Here is a 21,387-nt window from a genome sequence, read left to right on the forward strand (position 1 = left end):
TTCTACGGGGGTCCGGCGGCTCCCCCCGCTCGCGCGGACCTCAGGGCACCAGGTCGGCGAGCGGTACGTGCGGGTCGGCGAGCGCCTCGACGTCCACCGCGGCGCCGGAACGGATGAGGCGCTGGATGTGCTCTGTGACGTCCCACACGTTCACGTTCATCCCGGCGAGCACCCGGCCCTCGCGCACCCAGAAGGCGATGAACTCGCGCTTGCCCGCGTCGCCCCGCAGGACGACCTGGTCGTAGGAGCCGGGGGGTGCCCAGCCGCTGTACTCGAGGCCCAGGTCGTACTGGTCGGAGAAGAAGTAGGGGACGCGGTCGTAGGTGACGTCCTGGCCGAGCATCGCGCGGGCGGCCGCGGGGCCGCCGTTCAGGGCGTTGGCCCAGTGCTCGACGCGCAGCCGGGTGCCGAGGAGCGGGAAGTTCGCCACGTCTCCGGCGGCGAAGACGTCGGGGTCGGAGGTGCGCAGCCGTTCGTCCACCGCGATGCCGCCGCCGAGGGCGCGGTCGGCCAGGTCCAGCCCGGCCGCCTCGGCGAGGCCGGTGCGGGGGGCCGCGCCGATGGCGGCGAGCACGTCGTGCGCGGGGTGTTCCTCGCCGTCGTCGGTGCGGGCGGCGAGCACCATGCCGTCCTGGCCGATGATCTCGGTGAGCCGGACGCCGAAGTGGAAGCGGACGCCGTGCTCGCGGTGCAGCTCGGCGAAGAGGTTGCCCAGCTCGGGGCCGAGCGCGCCGTACAGCGGGGCGGGCTCGGGCTCGATCACGGTGACCTCGGCGCCGTACTCGCGGGCGGCCGCGGCGACCTCCAGGCCGATCCAGCCCGCGCCCGCGATCACCAGGTGGCCGTTGTCCCGGCCGAGGGCGGCCAGCACACCCTTGAGGCGCTCGGCGTGGGCGAGGCGGCGCAGGTGGTGGACGCCCGCGAGGTCGGTGCCGGGGACGTCGAGGCGGCGGGGTTCGGCGCCGGTGACGAGGAGCAGCTTGTCGTAGCGGATCAGGGTGCCGTCGTCGCCGAGGCGGACGGTCCGGGCCTCGCGGTCGAGGGCGTCGACGGTCTGGCCGAGGTGCAGCTCGATGTCGTTGCGGGCGTACCAGGCGGGCTCGTGGACGAAGACGCTGTCGCGCTCCTCCTTGCCGAGCAGGTGTCCCTTGGACAGCGGCGGACGCTCGTAGGGGTGGTCCAGCTCGTCGCAGATCAGTATCACGCGGCCGGTGAACCCCTCCGCGCGGAGCGTCTCGGCCGCCTTGGCTCCGGCGAGACCGCCTCCGACGATCACGAACGTCTGATCCGCGTCGACCACTTGATGCCTCCTCGTGAAGATGCCCCGCCTTCAGGCTTCAGGCGAGCGTCCCGCACGCGGCGTGGTGCGGGAAGAGGGGGTGACTTGAAACGGGCCACCCTCGGTCATTTTCCCGCTACATATGCCCCGTCAGTCTCGCGTGCAGCGTGCGGGCGGACGCGTCGGTCAGCGAGGCGATCTGGTCGACGATGACCCGCTTGCGCGCGTGATCGCTCTCCGCCTCGTCGAACAGCGCCCTGAACTGCGGCTCCAGCCCCTCCGGCGCGCGTCGGGTGAGCGCCTCGGCCAGCTCGGCGACGACGATGCGCTGATCGGCGCGGAGCAGTTCCTGCTCGGCGCGCTGCATCACGTACCGGTCGGCGACGGCCTTGAGCACCGCGCACTCCATGCGGGCCTCGCGGGGTACGACGAGTTCGGCGCCGTACCGGGTGAGGCGGCCGGTGCCGTACGCGGCGCGGGTGGCGCCCTCGGCGGCGAGGCAGAAGCGGCCGATGAGCTGGCTGGTGGCGTCCTTCAGCCGGGACTGGGCGACCGCGGTGCCGTCGTAGCCGTGCGGCCACCACTCCTGGTCCTGGAGCCGGTCGAGGGCCTCGGCCAGCTCGGCGGGGTCGGTGTCGGCCGGGACGTAGCGGCCGACGGCGACCTGGAAGACGGCCTGCCGTTCGGAGTCGGCGTGCAGGCAGTCGGGGTCGATGTGCCCGGCGTGCAGGCCGTCCTCGATGTCGTGCACCGAGTACGCGACGTCGTCGGCCCAGTCCATGACCTGCGCCTCGAAGCAGGTGCGGGTGCCGGGGGCCTCCTTGCGGACCCAGTCGAAGACGGGGCGGTCGTCGTCGTAGACGCCGAACTTGGGGGACGCCGGGTCGGTGGGGTGGGCGCCGCGCGGCCAGGGGTACTTGGTCGCGGCGTCGAGGGTGGCGCGGGTGAGGTTGAGGCCGACGGAGCCCTCGGGGGTGAAGCGCTTGGGCTCGATGCGGGTGAGCAGGCGCAGCGACTGGGCGTTGCCCTCGAAGCCGCCGATGTCGTCCGCGAACTCGTTCAGCGCCTGTTCGCCGTTGTGGCCGAAGGGGGGATGGCCGAGGTCGTGCGCGAGGCAGGCGGCTTCGACGAGGTCGGGGTCGCAGCCGAGGGCGGCGCCCAGCTCGCGGCCGACCTGGGCGCACTCCAGGGAGTGGGTGAGGCGGGTGCGCGGGGTGGCGTCCCACGCCGGGGTGCGGGTGCCGGGCGTGACGACCTGGGTCTTGCCCGCGAGGCGGCGCAGCGCGGCGGAGTGCAGGATGCGGGCGCGGTCGCGCTGGAAGGCGGTCCGGCCAGGGCGTTTGTCGGGTTCGGGTGCCCAGCGTTCGACGGAGGTCGGATCGTAGGCCGAGGGGTGTGCGGTGCCTTCCATGCCTCGACAGTAAGCGCCGGTACGGACATCGCGGGGCAGGGGGGACGGAATTGTGGCGGTATGCGGGGGCGGAGTGAACCACGTGGGCGTGTTTCACGTCCTCCGGGGCGGGGTTCGGACACCACAGGGGGCGGGATGGGGATCGGCCGACCGAGGCTGCCGCGTACGGTGCGGGGGCGCCGACGGCTGGTGCGGGGCGTGGTCGCGGGGTGCGTGCTGGCCCTGCTTCCGTCGACCTGGCTGTACGTGTCGACGGCGGACCGGCTGCGCACGGCGTCCGACGTGCCGCGTACCGACGTCGCCGTCGTCTTCGGCGCCGGTCTGTGGGACGGCGGGCCCTCCCCGTACCTGGCGCACCGGCTGGACGCGGCGGCCCGGCTGTACCGCGCCGGCCGGATCAAGGCGGTGCTGGTCACGGGCGACAACAGCCGCGAGGACTACGACGAGCCGAGCGCGATGCGCGCCTACCTCAGCCGCCACGGGGTCCCGGCCGGACGGATCGTCAGCGACTACGCGGGCTTCGACACCTGGGACTCCTGCGTCCGCGCCCGCCGGATCTTCGGCGTCCACCGCGCGGTCCTGATCAGCCAGGGCTTCCACATCCGCCGCGCGGTGGCCCTCTGCGAGGCGGCGGGCGTCACCTCGTACGGCCTCGGGGTCGAGGCGAAGCACGACGCCACCTGGTACTACGGCGGCACCCGCGAGGTCTTCGCGGCGGGCAAGGCGGCGCTGGACGTGGCGCTGCGCCCTGATCCGCGGTTCCTCGGCCCGCGGGAGAAGGGCATCCAGCGGGCGCTGGCTCCCTAGGGGGTGTCCCCCAGGGAGACCAGCAACTCGCGCGGGATGCGGCCCAGTTCGTCACGGTCGGTGTCCTCCAGCCCCGAGAGGATCTTCCGCTGGTTCCGCACGTGCCCCTCCGCGACGCGGTCGACGAGGTCCCGCCCGGCGTCGGTGAGCGCGATGTGCAGTCTGCGGCGGTCTCCGGGCACGGACTCGCGGACCACGAGGCCGCGGGCGACCAGCCGGTCGACGCGGTTGGTGCGGCTGTCACACGCCCGGAAGCCCCGCGGTCGCCAGTCCCCTAAGGGATCTCCACGCGCCGTCACGCCCCGTAGGGGATCTCCACGAGAACCCCATCAGGCCCCCTGACGGCGCTATGGACATGACATGTCATGCCCTCTTAAATCTCTAGGGCATCGCGCCACCCCCACGCCTCACAGGCGCCTCACCCAAGGAGACCGATGAGCCGGATACGGCAGCACGTCCGAGGGTCCCGTCGTCTCGCCACCGCCGGAACCGCCGCGGCCGCGGCAACCCTGCTGGTCACCGCCCTCTCCCCCGCCGCCCAGGCCGACCCCGGACCGCAGCGGGCGACCACGCTCGCGGACGCGGCCTCGATCCTGGTCGCGCACGCGACGAGCCTCGGCCTCACCTCCGACCAGGGCACCAGTGTCCGGGACGTGATCGTCGACAAGGACGGTACGCAGCACGTCCGTTACGACCGCACGTATCACCAGCTTCCCGTGCTCGGCGGGGACTTCGTGGTCCACCTGAACTCCGGCGGCGCCTACCGCGGCGCCGACCGCGCCACCCGTACCGCGCTCTCGCTGCCCACCGTCACCCCGAAGCTGACCGGCCCGAAGGCGGCCGGGATCGCGGTGGACGCGCTGCGTGCCGCGAGCCCCCGGAAGCTGACCCAGGCCAAGGCCAAGCCGCAGCTGGTCGTCGACGCCCTGCACGGGGCGCCCCGACTGGCCTGGCGCACCAACGCGGTCGGCCTGGACACCCTCGGCAACCCGGTGGGCCGTACCGTGCTGACCGACGCCCGCACCGGCGCCCGGATCGACGCGTGGGACAGCATCGAGACGGCGGCGGGCGACGGCAAGTCGCTGTACAGCGGCACCGTTCCGCTGCAGACGACCCAGTCCGGCTCGTCGTACCAGCTCAAGGACGCGACACGCGGCAACACCTACACCGGCGACGCGGCCAACAAGACCGACCTGTGCATCCTCGGGATCTGCCTGAGCCGCGCCCCCTCGACGGTGTTCACCGACACCGACAACCACTGGGGCACCGGCGCCACCGCCGACCGCGCCTCGGCTGCCGTCGACGCCCAGTACGGCACCGACCAGACCTGGGACTACTACAAGGACGTCCACGGCCGGAACGGCATCGCGGGCGACGGCAAGGGCTCGTACAACCGCGTCCACTACGGCAGCAACTACAACAACGCCTTCTGGGACGACAGTTGCTTCTGCATGACGTACGGCGACGGTGACGGCACCACGTTCGGCCCGCTGGTCGCGCTCGACGTGGCCGGGCACGAGATGACGCACGGCGTCACCTCCAAGACGGCCGCGCTGACGTACTCGGGCGAGTCCGGCGGTCTGAACGAGGCGACCTCGGACATCCTCGGCACGATGGTCGAGTGGCACGCGGACAACGGCACCGACCAAGGCGACTACCTCATCGGTGAGCGCATCGTGAAGCCCGGCTTCGGCAAGGCCGCGCTGCGCTTCATGGACAAGCCCTCCAAGGACGGCAACTCGGCCGATTACTGGTCGAGTTCGCTCGGCAACCTGGACGTGCACTACTCCTCCGGCGTCGCCAACCACTTCGCGTACCTGCTCGCCGAGGGCAGCGGCGCGAAGACCATCAACGGCGTGTCGTACGACTCCCCGACCGTGGGCGGCCAGTCGGTGACCGGCATCGGCCGGGACAAGGTCGGCAAGATCTGGTACCGGGCGCTGACGGTGTACATGACCTCCTCCACCAAGTACGCGGGCGCCCGCACGGCGACCCTGAACGCGGCGAAGGACCTGTATGGGGCCGGAAGCGCGGAGTACAGCGCGGTCGCGGCGGCGTGGACCGCGGTGAACGTGAGCTGAACCTGCTTCAGCGAGCGGTGACTGACGGTGCGTCGGGCTTCCGGCGCACCGTCTTCGCGTTCCCCCCGGCCGCACGCCATTCGTGTGCACTTGCCCCCCTGTCCCTGTGGTGCCCCTGACCTGCGGTTACGCCGTTCCGCCTCACCCGTGCGGGGGCGGCGGGCGCCACCCGTTCACCGCAGCGGGGGCGACGGCTCGGGAGGCGCGCCGGGCGCGGTGGCCTTTACCTCGAAAGGGCAGGGGCACGCCCCTGGATCACACGAGTCGGACAAGCTCTGGGGAGACCATGCGACGCACCGCCCGTCTGCTGACCGGTACCGCGCTGGCCGTAGCCGCGGCCGGGCTCGGCACCGCTCCGGCCCACGCGGGCGTTCCGCACCTGCGGCCCGCGCAGGTCGGCAGCCTCCAGGTGTACCCGTCCACCGCACTGCCGGGCAGCCAGGTCACGGTGAACACGGCGGCCTGCGGGGAGAAGGGCGCGGCGCTCGGCGACGCGGGGGCGGTGGGCGCGGGAACGTTCGCGTTGGCGCCCACCACGCACGAGGGCGAGGCGATCGGGCAGTTCCAGGTGCCGACGGGGGCGCAGCCGGGGACATACGAGATCGTCGCGCGGTGCGCGGAGGGCGACCGGCAGGTGCGGGGGGACCTGACGGTGACCATGGCCGGGGCGCACGGGCAGGTGCAGCCGCACGGCAGTGTGAAGACGGGTGTCGGCGGCGCGTTCGGCCCCGGCCCCACGCAGACCACGGCGGGTGTGGCGGCTCTGGCCGTCGCCGCCGCGGGCGGTACCTGGCTCCTGCATCGCCGGGCGAGAGGCGACGGGATCTGACGGACACCCTCCGCTGTCCGTCGCCGGTACCGCGAAGTCCCGCCCCCTAAGGGTCCGATGCCCCTCGTGACCCCTAGGGGGCGGGCCTCCCCTTGAGGGGGTCGTCGTCTCCGGGAAGAAGGGGTTCCCATGCGCAGGATCGGCGACACCGCCATAGCCGCCGTCACGGTATTCGCGCTCGGTACCGGTATCTGGCTGCTCGGTACCAGTACCGATACCGGTACTCCCCCGCAGCCGTCCGCCGCCGAGGGCCGCCCCGATCCGGGTGGCGAACGCGGCGCCGCCCCACCCCTGATGGCGTCCCCGCCTACCCGTATCCGCATCCCCACGATCCGGGTGAACGCTCCCCTGATGGGCCTCGCCCTGACCTCCTCGGGCAGCCTGGACGCCCCGCCCCCCGCCGAGAAGAACCTCGCGGGCTGGTACGAGGCGGGCACCACCCCCGGCGACACCGGCACCGCGATCGTGGCCGGCCACGTCGACAACACCGAGGGCCCCGCCGTCTTCTACGACCTCGGCGCCCTGAAGCGCGGCGCGGTGATCGAGGTGGACCGCGAGGACGCCACGACTGCCGTCTTCACGGTGGACGCGGTCGAGGTGTACGCGGCGAAGGACTTCCCCGACACCAAGGTCTACGGCGCCTCGTCCCACCCGGAACTCCGGGTGATCACCTGTGGGGGCGGGTACTCCAAGTCGACGGGATATCAGGGGAACGTGGTGGTCTTCGCCCACCTGACGGGCGCCCGGCCCACGTGACGGATCAGTTCCATCCGCCGAGCAGGCCGGAGCTGAGCTGGGCGTCGCAGATGTTGTAGCCCCCGGCCGCGTGGCCCTTCTTCGTGTGGCCGTCGACCGTGACCGAGCAGTTGATGTCGCCGGAGCCCTGGAGCTGCGCGGTGAGGCTGTAGTACATCGCGTCGTCGTTCAGCGGCAGGGTGGCCGTGAAGGAGCCGTTCTTCCAGGCGCCCTTACGGTTGTCGGAGTCTGACCCGTAGGTGATGTCCAGCGGACCGAGCGCCCCGCCGGGGGCGGTGCCCCACACCTTGAAGGTGACGACCTTCTTCTCCGGCTTGGCGTCGGACTTGGCCTTGTCGGCCTTCTCGTCGTCCCCCTTGCCCTTGTCGTCAGCGGGCTGCTCCTGCTTGGGCGCGGCAGCCTTGGCGTCACCGGAGCCAGTGGCCTTCCCGGACTTGGAGTCACCTCCGGCGCCCAGGGCGGCCCCGATGATCCCGATCAGCACGAACAGGCCGATGATCCCGAGACACCCGATACCGAGGATCTTCCCGATGCCGCTCTTCTTCGGCGGCTGCGGCTGCGGCTGGAACGGCGGCTGCCCGTAGGGCTGCTGGGGGCCGCCCCATCCCGGCTGCTGCTGGGGCTGCTGAGGCTGCGACTGGTTCATGGTCCCTCCCGAGGCACACTGTGTGACTTGCACGTGTGTGACTCGTGAAGGATGTGTGCGGTTGCGGCAAACCGCTGACGTTCACTCAATCGTGATCTTTGGGGTTAGGCGTCACTCCGTCCCTGATCGGCGCCGTGCCATGGGCATCTGATAGACCCTGCCCGTGGCGTTCATGGTGGTGGTCGAGGGTGATGCGGGCGGATGGCACGTCGATCGGGATGCGCTGACCGAGGTGATCCGCACCCGGTGGGCTGAGGTCAAGATCGATTCGTCGGCCCGTAGTGCGGCGCGCGCTCTCAGCTGGGCGCTCGACACGGAGAACGGCCCGGGCGAGGCTCACCTGCACGAGGACGGCACCTGCCTGTACCTGGACGTGTGGGAGAAGGACGCGATCTGGCTGGCGATCGCCTTCCGCAGCCTGACACCCATACATCTGGACCTGGTGTTCTGCGACGACGGCTACACCTTCGACGTGCGCGTCCCGGCCGGGGCCACCGAGGCCGAACTGTCGGCCCTGGTGCAGGCCCACTTGTAGCCAGGTTCTCGGCGAGAGCCGCCTTCAGGCGCGGTTACGAGGCGTCTCCAGCGACAGCCGCGGCTGTTGTAGCCCTTGTTGATCTCGTACGCGGCCCGGCCGTAGCCGAGGCCGGTACCTGGGCGCATGAGTACGGTGTCCCGCATCACCGCGCCCGCCAGATCCATGCTCCAGGCCGTGAGAGCGTGGTCGAGGAGCCAGGTCGGCAGAGGGTTGCTGCTCTCGGCGGTCGAGGCCAGCCCTTCGTAACGCGTCCGGGAGATACGGATTCCGCCCTTGGAGCCGAGGCGGGCAATCGAGAAGATTCCGTCGCACGGGCTCGCGATCAGCTGATGCACGGGGCCTCCTCCGGCGTGTCCTCCCAGGTGTGCCGCTCGGCGTGATCGGCGAACAGACAGCAGCCCTCCCCGCCGGTCGCCGGGCAGTCCGGGAGTACGACGAGTTCCGCCTCACTCATCCCGTACCAGCGGAGCCACAGTGCGGTCCCGCACATGCCGTCGTCGCCGAGGAGACCGAAGTGGTCACCATCGTGCGTGGACAGCTGGCACTGCACCGCCCTGTCGACGTGATCAACAGTCAGCTTCTCCTGAGCTTCCCGCACCAAGTCGAGGGGCACCCTGCGCCAGTGAACGCACCGCATGACGACACCATCCAGACAGACATGGCGGAATGGCAGGCCACCCCGAACCGGAGCCGTTCCGCCGTATGGCGGTGCGGCTTGCGCATCCAGGCTGGACCGGTGGACCGGTCCAGTCAAGGATGAATCTGGGCTTGATGAACGGGGAAGTGTGTCCCAGCAGCTCAAAGCACTTGATGAGGCATCAGGTGCAGACACGCGAGGCAGCGAGCTTCCGCTTCAGAGGTTCTTCTACATCGCGTAGGTGTCTACCTGTTCGAAGAGCGAGGCAGGGGTAATGCCCTCTTCGCAGACCAGCGGGCGCCCCTCCTGGTCGCGCGCCGTGTGCAGAAGAACAGCGACAGCGCTGCCCTCCTCGACCCCCAGCCGCTCCGCCTCAACATCGGTGGCGAGGCGCATGGTGATCACGTCCACTCCTTCTGCCGGGAAACGCCCGGTCTGCCGACGGACGTAGCGAGTCGTGCCCTCGGCGATGGGCGCGGCGCCGGACAGCCGGGGTGCCGCCTCTGCGATCTCTGGAGGGAACCACGCCTCCACACAGCTATGAGGGCTCCCATCGGGGAGTTGGAGGACCCGGACGCGCCGAAGAGCCAGTACGGCGGCCGCCAGACCCAGCGCCTCTGCGACGCGCGCGGGCGGTTCGGCCCAGTCGGGCACCCCGACCCGCAGGAAAGGCATCCCGCCGAGGATGCGTGCCGCCCCGGCCCGACGAGCGCCGGCAGCCCTCGCCACGGGTGTCTCCGTCACCACGAAACCGGTCCCCTGCTTGGCCACCACTACGCCGTCGTTGCGGAGCACATCCACAGCCTTGATGGCGGTAGCCCGCGACACCCCCCACTGCTCGGCCAGGTCTCGGCCGGACGGGATGGTCTCGCCGGGGGCGAACTCCCCAGCGGCGATGCGGGCCCGAAGCGACTCGGCGATCTCCTCATACTTCAGAACAGCCATGGTTTCCCCTACCTCGCACGCTGGACTGGTCCACCGGTACGCACGATACTGCGACCATGCCGACTCCCGAATTGGCCCCCTCTGTAATGCAGTTCTACGGCGAAACGGTGAACGAGGACGACCGCCTGCGCACATCGGCAGACGGACGGATGGAGTTGGCCCGCACGCAAGAGCTTCTCCGCCGGTTCCTTCCCCCTGCACCGGCCCGCGTGCTCGACGTGGGCGGGGGGACCGGGATTCATGCCGAATGGCTGGTGAAGGACGGCTACGACGTGACACTTGTGGACCCAGTCCCCCGTCACGTCGAGACAGCGTCAAGGGTGTGCACAGCAGTGGTGGGAGACGCTCGCGACCTGAGTGAACCGGACGACAGTTTCGACGTGGTGCAGCTTCTCGGGCCGCTATATCACCTGCCCAACCCCGAGGACCGGCGCACTGCACTGGCCGAAGCCCGGCGCGCAGTGAAGCCGGGCGGCTTGGTCGTAGCAGCCGCCATCAACCGGTATGCCTCGCTCTTTGAGCACGTGACTTACGCCCACCTTCACACGGAGCGCATCCGTGAATCCGTCTCCAAGATTCTTGAGACGGCTGTTTATGACGGAGTACGCGGATTCACCCTGAGCTACTTCCACAGGGCCGAGGAGCTGGCTTCGGAGTTGTTGACATCCGGCCTGACCGACGTGCAGGTTTTCGGAATCGAGGGCCCGGCGTGGTCGCTGGTGAAGGCGGCGGAGCAGCAGCCGGGCGAAGGACCTACAGATGAGCTGATTGCGTCCGCCATGGAGGCGGCCCGCTTGGCCGAACCGTACCCAGAGTTGCTTGCTGCTAGTTCGCATCTACTAGCCGCGGGAAGAGCCCCTGTTGGCATCAGTGTCTGATGCCAACGATGGCGAGCACTCACGGAGCAACAACCTTCATCGCGCAGCCGTTTTAGCGCTGGCAGCGCGGTACAAATTTCTTTACTCCGTCAAGGCCCGCGCACGGCGCGGGCGCGCTGCGTGCATGCGGATGAAGGCTGGAAAGAAACTCTCTGAGGCTGGGGCCGGCCGGCTCCACAGCTTTAGGCAGCCGATTTGATGCGAGCCTCGAAAATCACGGCCCAAAATCGAGCACTAACGGGTAGGCTAACAAAGCTGCCCGATCCGCTGACTAGCGGAATGGGCTATGATCACTCGCACCAAATGAACTCCAACCCAAAGCCTCTCCACCGACCTGACTTGTTTGGCCGACTATGCGGATTGGCGGACGAGGTCGAGTGCTTCTTTGAAGCCAGGGTGAACCCTGAAGACTTCCGAGGATGCATTGAAGCGGGCACGCGGATCTCGATAGCGCCATACGTACTCCGAGCCACCGCCACGCCCACCAGGCTTCAAGTAGCCCACCACCGAGAACTCAAATAGTTGACCCAACGCAAGGATAGGGTCAATGCCGGAGAGACTGGTACGTCGACCCCAGGTCGTTGTGAACTCTTCTAGAGAGAACTGGAGGGAGCCCATTTCTTTCACTACCTCCAGGTACTCCTTGTACTGGGGAACGTGCTTAGCTATCTCGTCATCGAGCTCGTTGAGGAGGTAATCCGAGTACCCCGATCGGGCCTCATGCACTACCTGGTTATCGAACTGTCCGCCGACAGCAAAAATTGGCTGCTTATATTGGTCCAAGACCTCGTTGCAGAACTTGATAATATCTCTCGGACGTAGGAATGTGCGATCGCAGATGTGCTTATATTTGGTCTGCCTACTCGGCATCTCGCGCGTCTCGTCGAACACTCGATCCCAGGTAATAGACTCCCCGGAGTCCTCCCCGAGGACGCGACTGAACCGACTCTCCATCAGGCCCTCGAGGGTCAGGCCGCCGATGCTCTCGTGCCACTGAACCAGTTCGGAGAAGTTTTCAGTGATCTTATTCTTGTCCTCGAATTGGAGGTCTTGGTAGATGTCGTCCCTGAGGAAGACAACGACGTTGAGCTTTTTCCCGCGTTCTCGTGCCGCCAAGAATAGATCTCTGGCCGCAAGGATCAGCCCGATCAGTCGCTGAGAGTACGCCGGATCAGACTTGATGAATCCAAGGTCGAGCTGATCGAAACAAATGTAGTAGGAGTTCCTTGGATTCAAGGCTCGAAGAATATGTTCCTGAATGGCGCGATTGACTTCCTGAATATGCGGAGGAAGCTCCTTGACTCGCACCCGTTCACCACTTATGTCAATAAAGGGCAACTTGAAGGCGCCCTTGAACCGCAACTCCTTATCCGGACTGAATAGTTGCCGCACATCCGGATCGCGCGACCCGTAGGAATCCACAACGAAATCTTCCAACGCTTGCACAGAGTCGAAAGACTCGTCGCTCCACGGCTGGCTCTGGTCGACGTTCAGGAGGAGTTTCGCCAAGCCGAGCAAGGTGAGATACTTCCAGCTGTGAAAATACCGGCGCTCTTCCGGGACTCCCGTCTGCGCTTGCAGGTCATGATGATGCCATGGGTAATCGTCGAACGAGTGGCCATAAGCGAATTCATGGGGATAACGCTCAGTTAGAATCCTTTTGAATATTGCTGTCTTGCCTGACCCTTTGCGACCAAGGATTAGGAACTTCTTATTACGCTTGGCGGCAAGATATGCAGGATGGTCCTGAAAGCATTCGCGCAACAATTCATCGGCATCTGCGTCGATGGCCCCAAAGTTTTCAACGTCTGCAATGTTACGCACTAGTCACCCGTAGCCTTCTGTGTGAGCCATGGTCGCCAGAATTAGCCTATCGCCAGGCACGCCGGTCTAGGGAGGGTTCGCCTACTGGCAAGCTCCCTTGAGTAGCCGTCCGCAACTTCGGCTGGCTCCGCAGCGATGACTGGTTGATAGCGAGTTTCGCCATGTTCCGGGGGCGTCCCTGGGCCGTCCGAGGTCACCCGACGCCGACCGGCAACGACAGAAGCCCACGGCGCCCGAGCTGGACAGAGCCGTGAGCTCCTGCGGTCCGCTGGTCAAGGGAGACGGTGATCAGTTGTGACTGTAGAGAACAGCCACAGGTACGCACCCTGGCGACCGCCACCGTAAGTGACAAGCCGGAGCCGTACCCAGAGGGCCCAACAGCCCCGCGCAGGTTCAACGACAACCAACGCCAGCAAACAACATTTGGCCTGGTCGGCGCCGCATCTTGACAGCCCCCCACCCCCAAAGAGGCGGCACCCCCGCACAGGGTGCCGCCTCTCTTTTTGGTGCCGGGGCCCGTCGGCGATCGGTGGTGAGGGTCGGGGACCGACGGCGGGCTCCGGGGCCGGGAAGGGTCAGCGGTGGTCGCTGCCCTCCGACTGGGTGGCCGCGCGGCCCGCTTCCAGGCGGGCGACCGGGATGCGGAACGGGGAGCAGGAGACGTAGTCCAGGCCGACCTCGTGGAAGAAGTGGACGGACTCCGGGTCGCCGCCGTGCTCGCCGCACACGCCGAGCTTCAGGTCGGGGCGGGTGGCGCGGCCGGCTGCGGCGGCCGACTTGACCAGCGAGCCCACCCCGTCCTTGTCGATCGTCTCGAACGGGCTGACCCCGAAGATGCCCTTCTCCAGGTACGCCGTGAAGAACGATGCCTCCACGTCGTCCCGGCTGAAGCCCCACACCGTCTGCGTGAGGTCGTTCGTGCCGAAGGAGAAGAATTCGGCGGCCTCCGCGATCTGGCCCGCGGTCAGCGCGGCGCGCGGGAGTTCGATCATCGTGCCGATCGCCAGCTTCAGCTTCGTACCCGTCGCCGCCTCGACCTCCGCGATGACCTGGTCTGCCTCGTCGCGGACGATCTCCAGCTCCTGGACCGTACCGACCAGCGGGATCATGATCTCGGCGCGGGGGTCGCCCTTGGCGGTCTTGCGCTCGGCGGCCGCCTCCGCGATGGCGCGGACCTGCATGGTGAACAGGCCGGGGATGACGAGGCCGAGGCGTACGCCGCGCAGGCCCAGCATCGGGTTCTGCTCGTGCAGCCGGTGCACGGCCTGGAGCAGGCGGAGTTCGTTCTCGTGCGGCTCCTGCCGGGACTCGGCGAGGGCCACGCGGACCGACAGCTCGGTGATGTCGGGCAGGAACTCGTGCAGCGGGGGGTCGAGGAGACGTACCGTCACCGGCAGGCCGTCCATCGCCTCGAACAGCTCGATGAAGTCCTGCTTCTGCAGCGGGAGAAGCTGCTTCAGTGACTCCTCGCGCTCCACCTCGGTGTCCGCGAGGATCAGCCGCTCGACCAGCTCGCGCCGGTCCCCGAGGAACATGTGCTCGGTACGGCACAGGCCGATGCCCTGGGCGCCGAACCGGCGGGCGCGCAGCGCGTCCTCGGCGTTGTCGGCGTTGGCCCGCACCCGCAGCCTGCGCTTGCGGTCGGCGAAGGCCATCATCCGGTGCACGGCCTCGACCAGCTCGTCGGCGTCGTCGGCGCCCGGGTGCATCCGGCCCTCGAAGTACTCCACGACCGGAGATGGGACGACCGGGACCTCACCGAGGTACACCTTGCCGGAGGAGCCGTCGATGGAGATGACGTCGCCCTCCTCCACCACATGCCCGCCCGGCACGGTCATCCGGCGCCGCTTGGTGTCGACCTCCAGCTCCTCCGCGCCGCAGACACAGGTCTTGCCCATGCCGCGCGCGACCACGGCCGCGTGGGAGGTCTTGCCGCCGCGCGAGGTGAGGATGCCCTCGGCGGCGATCATGCCGTCCAGGTCGTCGGGGTTGGTCTCCCGGCGTACCAGGATGACCTTCTCGCCCGAGCGGGACCACTTGACGGCGGTGTACGAGTCGAAGACCGCCTTGCCGACCGCCGCGCCCGGCGAGGCGGCGATGCCGCGTCCGACCTGCTCGGCCCGCGCGTCCTCGTCGAAGCGGGGGAACATCAGCTGGGCGAGCTGGGCGCCGTTGACCCGCTGGAGCGCCTCGGTCTCGTCGATCAGGCCCTGGTCCACCAGCTGGGTGGCGATCCGGAACGCCGCGCCCGCGGTGCGCTTGCCGACGCGGGTCTGGAGCATCCACAGCTTGCCGCGCTCGATGGTGAACTCGATGTCGCAGAGATCCTTGTAGTGGTTCTCCAGCGTCTCCATGATCTGCATCAGCTGGTCGTACGACGCCTTGTCGATGTTCTCCAGCTCCGCGAGCGGCACGGTGTTGCGGATACCCGCGACCACGTCTTCGCCCTGCGCGTTCTGGAGGTAGTCGCCGTAGACACCCTGGTGCCCGGAGGCGGGGTCACGGGTGAAGGCGACGCCGGTACCAGAATCAGGGCCGAGGTTGCCGAAGACCATGGAGCAGACGTTGACCGCGGTGCCCAGGTCGCCCGGGATACGCTCCTGGCGGCGGTAGAGCTTGGCCCGGTCGGTGTTCCAGGAGTCGAAGACCGCGTGGATGGCGAGGTCCATCTGCTCGCGCGGGTCCTGCGGGAAGTCCCGGCCGGCCTCGGCCTTGACGGTCTTCTTGAAGGCGGTGACCAGCTTCCTCAGGTCGGCCGCGTCCAGCTCGGTGTCGACCTGGACGCCCTTGGCCTCCTTGGCCTTCTCCAGCGCCTCCTCGAAGAGCTCGCCGTCGACGCCGAGGACGGTCTTGCCGAACATCTGGATGAGGCGGCGGTAGGAGTCCCACGCGAACCGCTCGTCGCCCGCCTGCTTGGCCAGGCCCTTCACCGACTTGTCGGAGAGGCCGATGTTCAGGACGGTGTCCATCATGCCGGGCATGGAGAACTTGGCGCCGGAGCGGACCGAGACCAGCAGCGGGTCGTCGGCCTGGCCGAGCTTCTTGCCCATCCGCTGCTCGAGGGCGTCGAGGTGCGCACTCACCTCGTCGCGCAGGGGGGCGGGCTCCTCGCCGCTGTCCAGGTAGACCTTGCACGCCTCGGTGGTGATGGTGAAGCCGGGGGGGACCGGCAGTCCGAGGTTGGTCATCTCGGCGAGGTTGGCACCCTTGCCACCGAGCAGGTCCTTGAGGTCCTTGTTGCCTTCGGTGAAGTCGTAGACGAACTTCGCTACGTGAGGCTCTTTGTTTTCCGACACGGGTCTCGACTCCTTGAGGCCACGGTGGCTGCCCTGACGGCGAGGAACATACCCAGATCGAAGGCGCCTTGGTACGTCCAGTCGTGCGTCATAAGCCTGTAACCAGCCGTCTGCCACAGGATCTAAAGCAAAGGCATGGCAAGGCCAGGGCCACGCGAGTGTTCACTTCTTGAACGGACGGGCCTGCCGCGACGCCCCATCCTGCTCAGATGAGCGGTGATCGGCACGCTTGATTTCGATCAATGAACGCCGCAGGGGTGGCACCGAGTGCCACCCCTTGGAGAAGTGCAGCCGCTCATGATCCGCTCATCTGAGCGCGACCCTTATCAAGGGTGGCGAGAATCACGCTGCCACACGGCACGGGATTTCACCATGCGGACGCCGTTCCGGGCCGGAAACCGGGGCGTCACACACCGAGCGCGGCGAGCCGCTCCTCCACTCGTTCCGGCGCGTACAGATGCTCCACGACCAAGGCTCGCGCGCCGATCAGCCCGGCCCGCTCCCCCAGCCGCGCGGTGACGACGTCGAGGTGGGCCGTGGAGCGGGGCAGCGCCCGCTGGTAGAGCAGTTCGCGCACCCCGGTCAGGAAGGGCGTCCCGGCGAGGTCGCCCGCGATCATCAGCACTCCGGGGTTGAGCAGGGTGACGACGGTCGCCAATACGTCCCCGACCCGGCGCCCGGCCTCCCGTGCCAGGGCCGCCGCCTCCGGGTGCCCGGCGGCCAGCAGTTCCCGTACGTCGGAGCCGGACGCGGCCGGTACGCCCGCCTCCGTCAGCCGCCGGGCCACGGCGCCACCGCTGGCGACGGCGGCGAGACAGCCGTACGAGCCGCAGCGGCACAGCGCCTCGGTGCCGACCCGGATGTGCCCGAGGTCGCCCGCGCCGCCGTCCACGCCCCGGTAGATCGCGCCGTCGACCACGACCCCGGCGCCGATACCGGTACTGACCTTGACCAGTACAAACGCCCGGCAATCCTGGTACCCGGTGCGCTGCTCCCCGTACGCCATCAGGTTGGCATCGTTGTCCACGAATACCGGGACCGGGCCGATACGGGTATCGGCACCGGTACTGGTACCCGTATCGGTACCAGTACTGATACCGGTGTGCTCGGCAAAGGCGCGGGAGAGGCGGCCCCGTATGTCGTAGCCGTCCCAGCCGGACATCATCGGCGGCTGCACCACCCGCCCGGTCTCACTGTCCACCGGGCCCGGCACACCGAGCCCGATCCCGCACACCGACTCCGGCGCGTACCCGGTCTCGGCGAGCAGCTCGGCGAACCAGCGGCCGAGACCGGCGAGGACCACCTCCGGGCCGTCCTCGACGACCAGGGCACCGGCCCGCTCGGCGAGGATCTCGCCGGTCAGGGTGAGCAGGGCGGCGCGGGCGTGCCGGGTGTCGAGGTCGGCGGCGAGGACCATGGCGTGCGAGCCGTCGAACTCCAGGGTGATGGCGGGGCGGCCGCCGAGCGGGGAGTCGACCGGGCCGCCCGCGCCCTCGCGCAGCCAGCCCGCCCGGAACAGCCGGTCCAGGCGCTGGCCGACCGTGGCTCGGGAGAGCCCGGTCAGCTGCTGGAGCGCGCCGCGCGTGACGGCCTGTCCACTGCGCACCAGGTCGAGCAGATCACCGGCGCTCGTCTGAGCGCCGCCCCTGGCCGTCCTGCCCGGCTTTCCGGTCATGCCACCCCCTTGTGTTCCTCAAGTTTGCATTACATATTGAGTTTTGCGTGTTAAATGGACGTAACCCTGCGATAGACACAACCAAACCAGGCCGGCCGGACGTCTTCGGGGAGCCCCGAGTGGATCGCACTGCCCAGCTCACCGCCCGTGTCACCGAGCGCGGGATCGCATACGATCCACCCTCCTCCTCGCCTCCCCCCGCGCCCTCGGCCGCATCGCTGCACGTCAGGGCGGCCCGGGTGCTGGCGGCGAACTGGACGGGCGGCTCGACGGTCCCCTCCCGGAGCCTGTACCCGCACCAGTGGTCCTGGGACTCGGCGTTCATCGCCATCGGGCTCAGGCATCTGTCGCCGCTGCGGGCGCAGACGGAGCTGGAGACGCTGCTCGCGGCGCAGTGGGCGGACGGGCGGGTGCCGCACATCGTGTTCTCCCCCTCCGTGCCGCTCGACGCCTACTTCCCGAGCCCGGATTTCTGGCGCTCGTCCACCGCCGGGCGGCCCGCGGGCGCCCCGCGCACCGTACAGACGTCCGGCATCGTGCAGCCACCCGTGCACGCGCTGGCGGCCTGGCTGGTGCACCGGGCCGACCCCGTCCTGTCGCGGGCGCGCGGCTTCCTGGCCCGCGTGTATCCCCGACTGGCTTCCTGGCACCGCTATTTGCTGCACCGCCGGGACCTCGGCGGGGGCGGGCTGGTGTCGGTGGTGCACCCGTGGGAGCAGGGCATGGACAACAGCCCTTGCTGGGACGGCCCGTTGGCCCGCGTCACCCCGGCCCCGGCCCGCTCCTTCCGCCGCGCCGACCTCGATCACGGCGCCGCCGGGGACCGGCCGACCGACCTGGACTACGGGCGGTACGTGCGTCTCGCGGCCGACTACCGGGACGGCGGATACGCGGACGGAGAAGGCGAGTTCGCGGTGGAGGACCCGTCCTTCAACGCCCTGCTGATCGCCTCCGAGCACGCCCTCGCCCGGATCGCCGCCGAGTTGGGCGCCCCCGGCACCGCCCGCCACGCCCGCGCCGAGCGGCTGACGGCGGCCCTGGTGGAGCGGCTGTGGGACGACGCGTCCGGGATGTTCCTGTGCCGGGACCTGCGGGGCGACGGCCCGATCCGGGAGCGGAGCGTGTCGGGCCTGGTCCCGCTGCTGCTGCCCGGCCTCCCCCGCGAGGTGGCGGGCGCGCTGGTGGGCACCCTGCGCGGCCCGCACTTCGCGGCGCGCACCGGGCTCGTACCCAGCTACGACCTGCGCGGCCCGGCCTTCGAAGCGAACCGCTACTGGCGCGGCCCGGCCTGGTTCAACACGGCCTGGCTGGTGGAGCGCGGACTGCGGGCCCATGGCGAGAGCGGGGCCGCCGACTCCCTGCGCGGTGCCTTCCTGCGCACGGCCGGGGAATCCGGGTTCGCGGAGTACGTGGACCCCGACACCGGCGAGGCGTGCGGGGCACCGGGGTTCGGCTGGACCGCCGCGCTGACGCTGGATCTGCTGCACGGTGCGGACGTGGCTCGGGAGACTGGGGAAGAGGGAGGGAACCGGGGATGACTCATCTGCTCGTACGGGGAACGACGTTCGCCGCCGTGGGCGACCGGGGCGACATCAGCGGGGTACGCGGCGGCGGCCAGGTGGACGGGCTGTTCGTGCGCGACGCCCGGCACTTGAGCCGCTGGCAGCTCACCGTCGACGGCGCCGTGCCGGAGGTGCTGCGGCCGGTCGGGGAGGGCGACACGGCACGCTGCGTACTGGTGCCGCGCGGTGGCCGTCAGGAGCCGCCCGCGTACACCCTGTGGCGTGCACAGGCCGTGGGTGACAGCTCGTTCGTGGAATCGGTACGGATCACCGGCAATCTCCCGGTACCCACCACGGTACGGCTCGCCCTCACCGTCGACGCCGACTTCACCGACCAGTTCGAGCTGCGCTCCGACCATCGCACCTACGTCAAGACGGGCGCCGTGCGCAGCCGCCAAGTCCTGGACGACGGGATCGAGTTCGGTTACCGGCGCGGTGCGTGGCGGTCCTGTACGACCATCACCGCCGACCCCGCCCCGGACGCGGTGGAGGAGACCGGTACCGGTGCCCGGCGGCTGGTCTGGACGCTCGAACTCCCGCCGCACGGAAGCGCGGAGCTGCTGCTGCGGGTGATGGCCCGCCCGCACGGCGACCGGCGCGCGGTGCGCGTACCCCGCTCCCCCGCCGCCGTGAGCGGACAACTCCGATCAGCGGAGGACGAGTTCATGGAGGGGGTCGCCTTCCCCACCGCCTGGCCGGAGTTGGCGGCCGCCTGTGCGCGCGGGCTGTCCGACCTGGCCGCGCTCCAGGTACCGGCGCGGGGGCCGGACGGGGAGGAGTTGCGGGTGCCTGCCGGGGGCGCGCCCTGGTTCCTCACGCTGCTCGGCCGGGACGCCCTGCTCGCCTCGCTGTTCGCGCTGCCGTACCGCCCTCAGCTGGCCGCCGCCACGCTCCCCGCGCTCGCCGCCACCCAGGCCACGGCCGACGGCACCTCCCCGGTCGCCCAGCCCGGCAAGATCGTGCACGAGGTCCGGCACGGCGAGCTGGCCCACTTCGGGCAGGTGCCGTACGGGCGTTACTACGGCTCGGTCGACGCCACCCCGCTCTTCCTGGTCCTGCTCGGCGCCTACACCGAGCGCACCGGGGACGCGGCCCTCGCCCGGCGGCTGGAGCGGCACGCCCGCGCCGCCGTCGGCTGGATGCTGGACCACGGCGGGCTGACCGCGCGCGGCTATCTCGTCTACCGCGCCGACGAGGGCGGCCTCGCCAACCAGAACTGGAAGGACTCCCCCGGCGCGATCTGCCGCGCCGACGGCACCCGGCCGAGCGGCGCGGTGATGGCGGCGGGCGCGCAGGGATACGCGTACGACGCGCTGCGCCGCACGGCGTGGCTGGCGCGCACGGTGTGGGACGACGGGACGTACGCGGCGCTGCTGGAGCAGGCGGCGGCCGACCTGCGCGACCGCTTCCAGCGGGACTTCTGGCTGCCCGAACAGTCCTTCCCCGCCCTGGCGTTGGACGGCGACGGCCACCGGATAGACGCGCTCGCCTCGGACGCCGGGCATCTGCTGTGGTCGGGGCTGCTGGACAAGGAGTACGGGGAGGCCGTCGGGCGCAGGCTGCTGGAGCCGGACTTCTTCTCCGGCTGGGGCGTGCGCACGCTGGCCTCCGGCCAGGCCGCGTACCACCCGCTCTCCTACCACCGGGGCTCCGTCTGGCCGCACGACAACGCGCTGATCACCCTGGGCCTGGCCCGCTACGGCCTGCACGACGAGGCCCGCGCGGTGGCCCGTGGCCTGGTGGACGCGGCGGCCTGTGCGGGTCACCGGCTTCCCGAGGTGCTGGCGGGTTACGGCCGTGACACCCACCCCGAGCCGGTACCGTACCCGCACGCGTGTGTGCGGGAGTCCCGTTCGGCTGCCGCGCCGCTCGCCCTGCTCACCGCGGTCGGGGGTGCCTGACACCGGCCTTGACCGGGCGTTTGCCCGGTATTTGCCGTAGGTCGTGAACACCGGTCCGCGGTGGACCGTACGGAAGGACGGCGGGCCAGGCGGACCGGCCGCCACCGGTCCTGCCCAGCCTCCCCAGCGTGGCCCGCCGCCTCCGTCGTCACCGGCCCCGTGCGGAAGGACCTCCGGGTTTGTCTCAGCAGAAGAACACGCATACGTCACCCGGCGCGCCGGGGGGACCAGGGGGCGCGGGGGCTGTTGCCGAGCCCGAGGTTCGGCCGGGCACGCCTGCGGGGGACGCGGAGGTAGGGGCCGACCCTGAGGGCAGCCCTGA

At 69.6% G+C, this 21,387-nt stretch carries 17 protein-coding genes; 8 read left to right on the plus strand and 9 right to left on the minus strand.

Annotation, left to right across the window (positions count from 1 at the left end; genetic code table 11):
- Positions 1–40: 40 nt before the first annotated feature.
- On the minus strand, positions 41–1,300 hold the full coding sequence (locus ACI2LY_RS16780) for an NAD(P)/FAD-dependent oxidoreductase (RefSeq protein WP_404707785.1): 1,260 nt from the start codon (positions 1,298–1,300) through the stop codon (positions 41–43).
- Positions 1,301–1,415: 115 nt separating this feature from the next.
- Positions 1,416–2,690: a deoxyguanosinetriphosphate triphosphohydrolase gene (locus ACI2LY_RS16785; RefSeq protein WP_388993253.1), complete on the minus strand. Its 1,275-nt coding sequence runs from the start codon at positions 2,688–2,690 to the stop codon at positions 1,416–1,418.
- Between the two features lie 135 nt (positions 2,691–2,825).
- Between ACI2LY_RS16785 and ACI2LY_RS16790 the strand changes: the two genes are divergently transcribed.
- Positions 2,826–3,497 (plus strand): vancomycin high temperature exclusion protein, encoded by a 672-nt coding sequence (locus ACI2LY_RS16790; RefSeq protein ID WP_404707786.1) that lies wholly within the window; start codon positions 2,826–2,828, stop codon positions 3,495–3,497.
- Here ACI2LY_RS16790 and ACI2LY_RS16795 read toward each other — a convergent pair.
- Complete coding sequence (locus ACI2LY_RS16795) at positions 3,494–3,796, minus strand: MarR family winged helix-turn-helix transcriptional regulator (RefSeq protein ID WP_404707787.1); 303 nt, start codon at positions 3,794–3,796, stop codon at positions 3,494–3,496. The two genes, ACI2LY_RS16790 and ACI2LY_RS16795, sit on opposite strands and share 4 nt — an antisense overlap.
- Positions 3,797–3,931: 135 nt before the next feature.
- Here ACI2LY_RS16795 and ACI2LY_RS16800 point away from each other — a divergent pair, with 135 nt between their 5' ends.
- The 3 genes from ACI2LY_RS16800 to ACI2LY_RS16810 all read left to right on the plus strand — a co-directional run bounded on the left by ACI2LY_RS16800 (position 3,932) and on the right by ACI2LY_RS16810 (position 7,163).
- Positions 3,932–5,578 carry a M4 family metallopeptidase gene (locus ACI2LY_RS16800; RefSeq protein WP_404707788.1) on the plus strand — a complete coding sequence of 549 codons (1,647 nt, stop codon included), beginning with the start codon at positions 3,932–3,934 and terminating at the stop codon, positions 5,576–5,578.
- 286 nt (positions 5,579–5,864) lie between these two features.
- Positions 5,865–6,407 (plus strand): hypothetical protein, encoded by a 543-nt coding sequence (locus ACI2LY_RS16805; RefSeq protein WP_404707789.1) that lies wholly within the window; start codon positions 5,865–5,867, stop codon positions 6,405–6,407.
- A 129-nt stretch (positions 6,408–6,536) separates the two neighbouring features.
- On the plus strand, positions 6,537–7,163 hold the full coding sequence (locus tag ACI2LY_RS16810; protein WP_404707790.1) for a class F sortase: 627 nt from the start codon (positions 6,537–6,539) through the stop codon (positions 7,161–7,163).
- A 4-nt stretch (positions 7,164–7,167) separates the two neighbouring features.
- Here the strand turns inward: ACI2LY_RS16810 and ACI2LY_RS16815 are convergent, their stop codons facing one another.
- The gene (locus tag ACI2LY_RS16815; protein ID WP_404707791.1) at positions 7,168–7,809 is read right to left on the minus strand and encodes a hypothetical protein; all 642 of its coding nucleotides are present in this window, start codon (positions 7,807–7,809) and stop codon (positions 7,168–7,170) included.
- Between the two features lie 172 nt (positions 7,810–7,981).
- Here ACI2LY_RS16815 and ACI2LY_RS16820 point away from each other — a divergent pair, with 172 nt between their 5' ends.
- Positions 7,982–8,344: a hypothetical protein gene (locus ACI2LY_RS16820; protein WP_404708160.1), complete on the plus strand. Its 363-nt coding sequence runs from the start codon at positions 7,982–7,984 to the stop codon at positions 8,342–8,344.
- 325 nt (positions 8,345–8,669) lie between these two features.
- Here ACI2LY_RS16820 and ACI2LY_RS16825 read toward each other — a convergent pair whose 3' ends face one another.
- The gene (locus tag ACI2LY_RS16825) at positions 8,670–8,960 is read right to left on the minus strand and encodes a hypothetical protein (protein ID WP_404707792.1); all 291 of its coding nucleotides are present in this window, start codon (positions 8,958–8,960) and stop codon (positions 8,670–8,672) included.
- Between the two features lie 252 nt (positions 8,961–9,212).
- Complete coding sequence (locus ACI2LY_RS16830; protein WP_404707793.1) at positions 9,213–9,929, minus strand: GntR family transcriptional regulator; 717 nt, start codon at positions 9,927–9,929, stop codon at positions 9,213–9,215.
- A gap of 56 nt (positions 9,930–9,985) precedes the next feature.
- Here ACI2LY_RS16830 and ACI2LY_RS16835 point away from each other — a divergent pair, with 56 nt between their 5' ends.
- Positions 9,986–10,807 (plus strand): class I SAM-dependent methyltransferase, encoded by an 822-nt coding sequence (locus ACI2LY_RS16835; protein ID WP_404707794.1) that lies wholly within the window; start codon positions 9,986–9,988, stop codon positions 10,805–10,807.
- A gap of 351 nt (positions 10,808–11,158) precedes the next feature.
- Here the strand turns inward: ACI2LY_RS16835 and ACI2LY_RS16840 are convergent, their stop codons facing one another.
- From ACI2LY_RS16840 to ACI2LY_RS16850, 3 genes are all read right to left on the minus strand, one after another.
- The gene (locus ACI2LY_RS16840) at positions 11,159–12,631 is read right to left on the minus strand and encodes a P-loop ATPase, Sll1717 family (protein WP_404707795.1); all 1,473 of its coding nucleotides are present in this window, start codon (positions 12,629–12,631) and stop codon (positions 11,159–11,161) included.
- Positions 12,632–13,206: 575 nt separating this feature from the next.
- Positions 13,207–15,927 carry a pyruvate, phosphate dikinase gene (gene ppdK, locus ACI2LY_RS16845; protein WP_404707796.1) on the minus strand — a complete coding sequence of 907 codons (2,721 nt, stop codon included), beginning with the start codon at positions 15,925–15,927 and terminating at the stop codon, positions 13,207–13,209.
- A 406-nt stretch (positions 15,928–16,333) separates the two neighbouring features.
- A complete protein-coding gene (locus tag ACI2LY_RS16850; RefSeq protein WP_404707797.1) occupies positions 16,334–17,602 on the minus strand; it encodes an ROK family protein in 1,269 nt (422 codons plus the stop codon).
- 119 nt (positions 17,603–17,721) lie between these two features.
- Between ACI2LY_RS16850 and ACI2LY_RS16855 the strand changes: the two genes are divergently transcribed.
- Both ACI2LY_RS16855 and ACI2LY_RS16860 read left to right on the plus strand, forming a co-directional pair.
- Positions 17,722–19,140, plus strand: a complete 1,419-nt coding sequence (locus ACI2LY_RS16855) for an MGH1-like glycoside hydrolase domain-containing protein (protein ID WP_404707798.1) — start codon at positions 17,722–17,724, stop codon at positions 19,138–19,140.
- Positions 19,137–21,065, plus strand: coding sequence for a glycogen debranching N-terminal domain-containing protein (locus ACI2LY_RS16860; protein ID WP_404707799.1), 1,929 nt, complete (start codon positions 19,137–19,139; stop codon positions 21,063–21,065). Before ACI2LY_RS16855 ends, ACI2LY_RS16860 begins: the two co-directional genes overlap by 4 nt.
- The last annotated feature ends 322 nt before the right edge of the window (positions 21,066–21,387 follow it).

This window comes from Streptomyces sp. NPDC002176 (assembly GCF_044903645.1).
Lineage (GTDB): Bacteria > Actinomycetota > Actinomycetes > Streptomycetales > Streptomycetaceae > Streptomyces.

Coding starts and splice junctions, on each gene's coding strand:
- ACI2LY_RS16785 (WP_388993253.1), bottom strand. CDS start 2,690: ATGGAAGGCACCGCACACCCCTCGGCCTACGATCCGACCTCCGTCGAA.
- ACI2LY_RS16790 (WP_404707786.1), top strand. CDS start 2,826: ATGGGGATCGGCCGACCGAGGCTGCCGCGTACGGTGCGGGGGCGCCGA.
- ACI2LY_RS16800 (WP_404707788.1), top strand. CDS start 3,932: ATGAGCCGGATACGGCAGCACGTCCGAGGGTCCCGTCGTCTCGCCACC.
- ACI2LY_RS16805 (WP_404707789.1), top strand. CDS start 5,865: ATGCGACGCACCGCCCGTCTGCTGACCGGTACCGCGCTGGCCGTAGCC.
- ACI2LY_RS16810 (WP_404707790.1), top strand. CDS start 6,537: ATGCGCAGGATCGGCGACACCGCCATAGCCGCCGTCACGGTATTCGCG.
- ACI2LY_RS16815 (WP_404707791.1), bottom strand. CDS start 7,809: ATGAACCAGTCGCAGCCTCAGCAGCCCCAGCAGCAGCCGGGATGGGGC.
- ACI2LY_RS16820 (WP_404708160.1), top strand. CDS start 7,982: ATGGTGGTGGTCGAGGGTGATGCGGGCGGATGGCACGTCGATCGGGAT.
- ACI2LY_RS16830 (WP_404707793.1), bottom strand. CDS start 9,929: ATGGCTGTTCTGAAGTATGAGGAGATCGCCGAGTCGCTTCGGGCCCGC.
- ACI2LY_RS16835 (WP_404707794.1), top strand. CDS start 9,986: ATGCCGACTCCCGAATTGGCCCCCTCTGTAATGCAGTTCTACGGCGAA.
- ACI2LY_RS16850 (WP_404707797.1), bottom strand. CDS start 17,602: ATGACCGGAAAGCCGGGCAGGACGGCCAGGGGCGGCGCTCAGACGAGC.
- ACI2LY_RS16860 (WP_404707799.1), top strand. CDS start 19,137: ATGACTCATCTGCTCGTACGGGGAACGACGTTCGCCGCCGTGGGCGAC.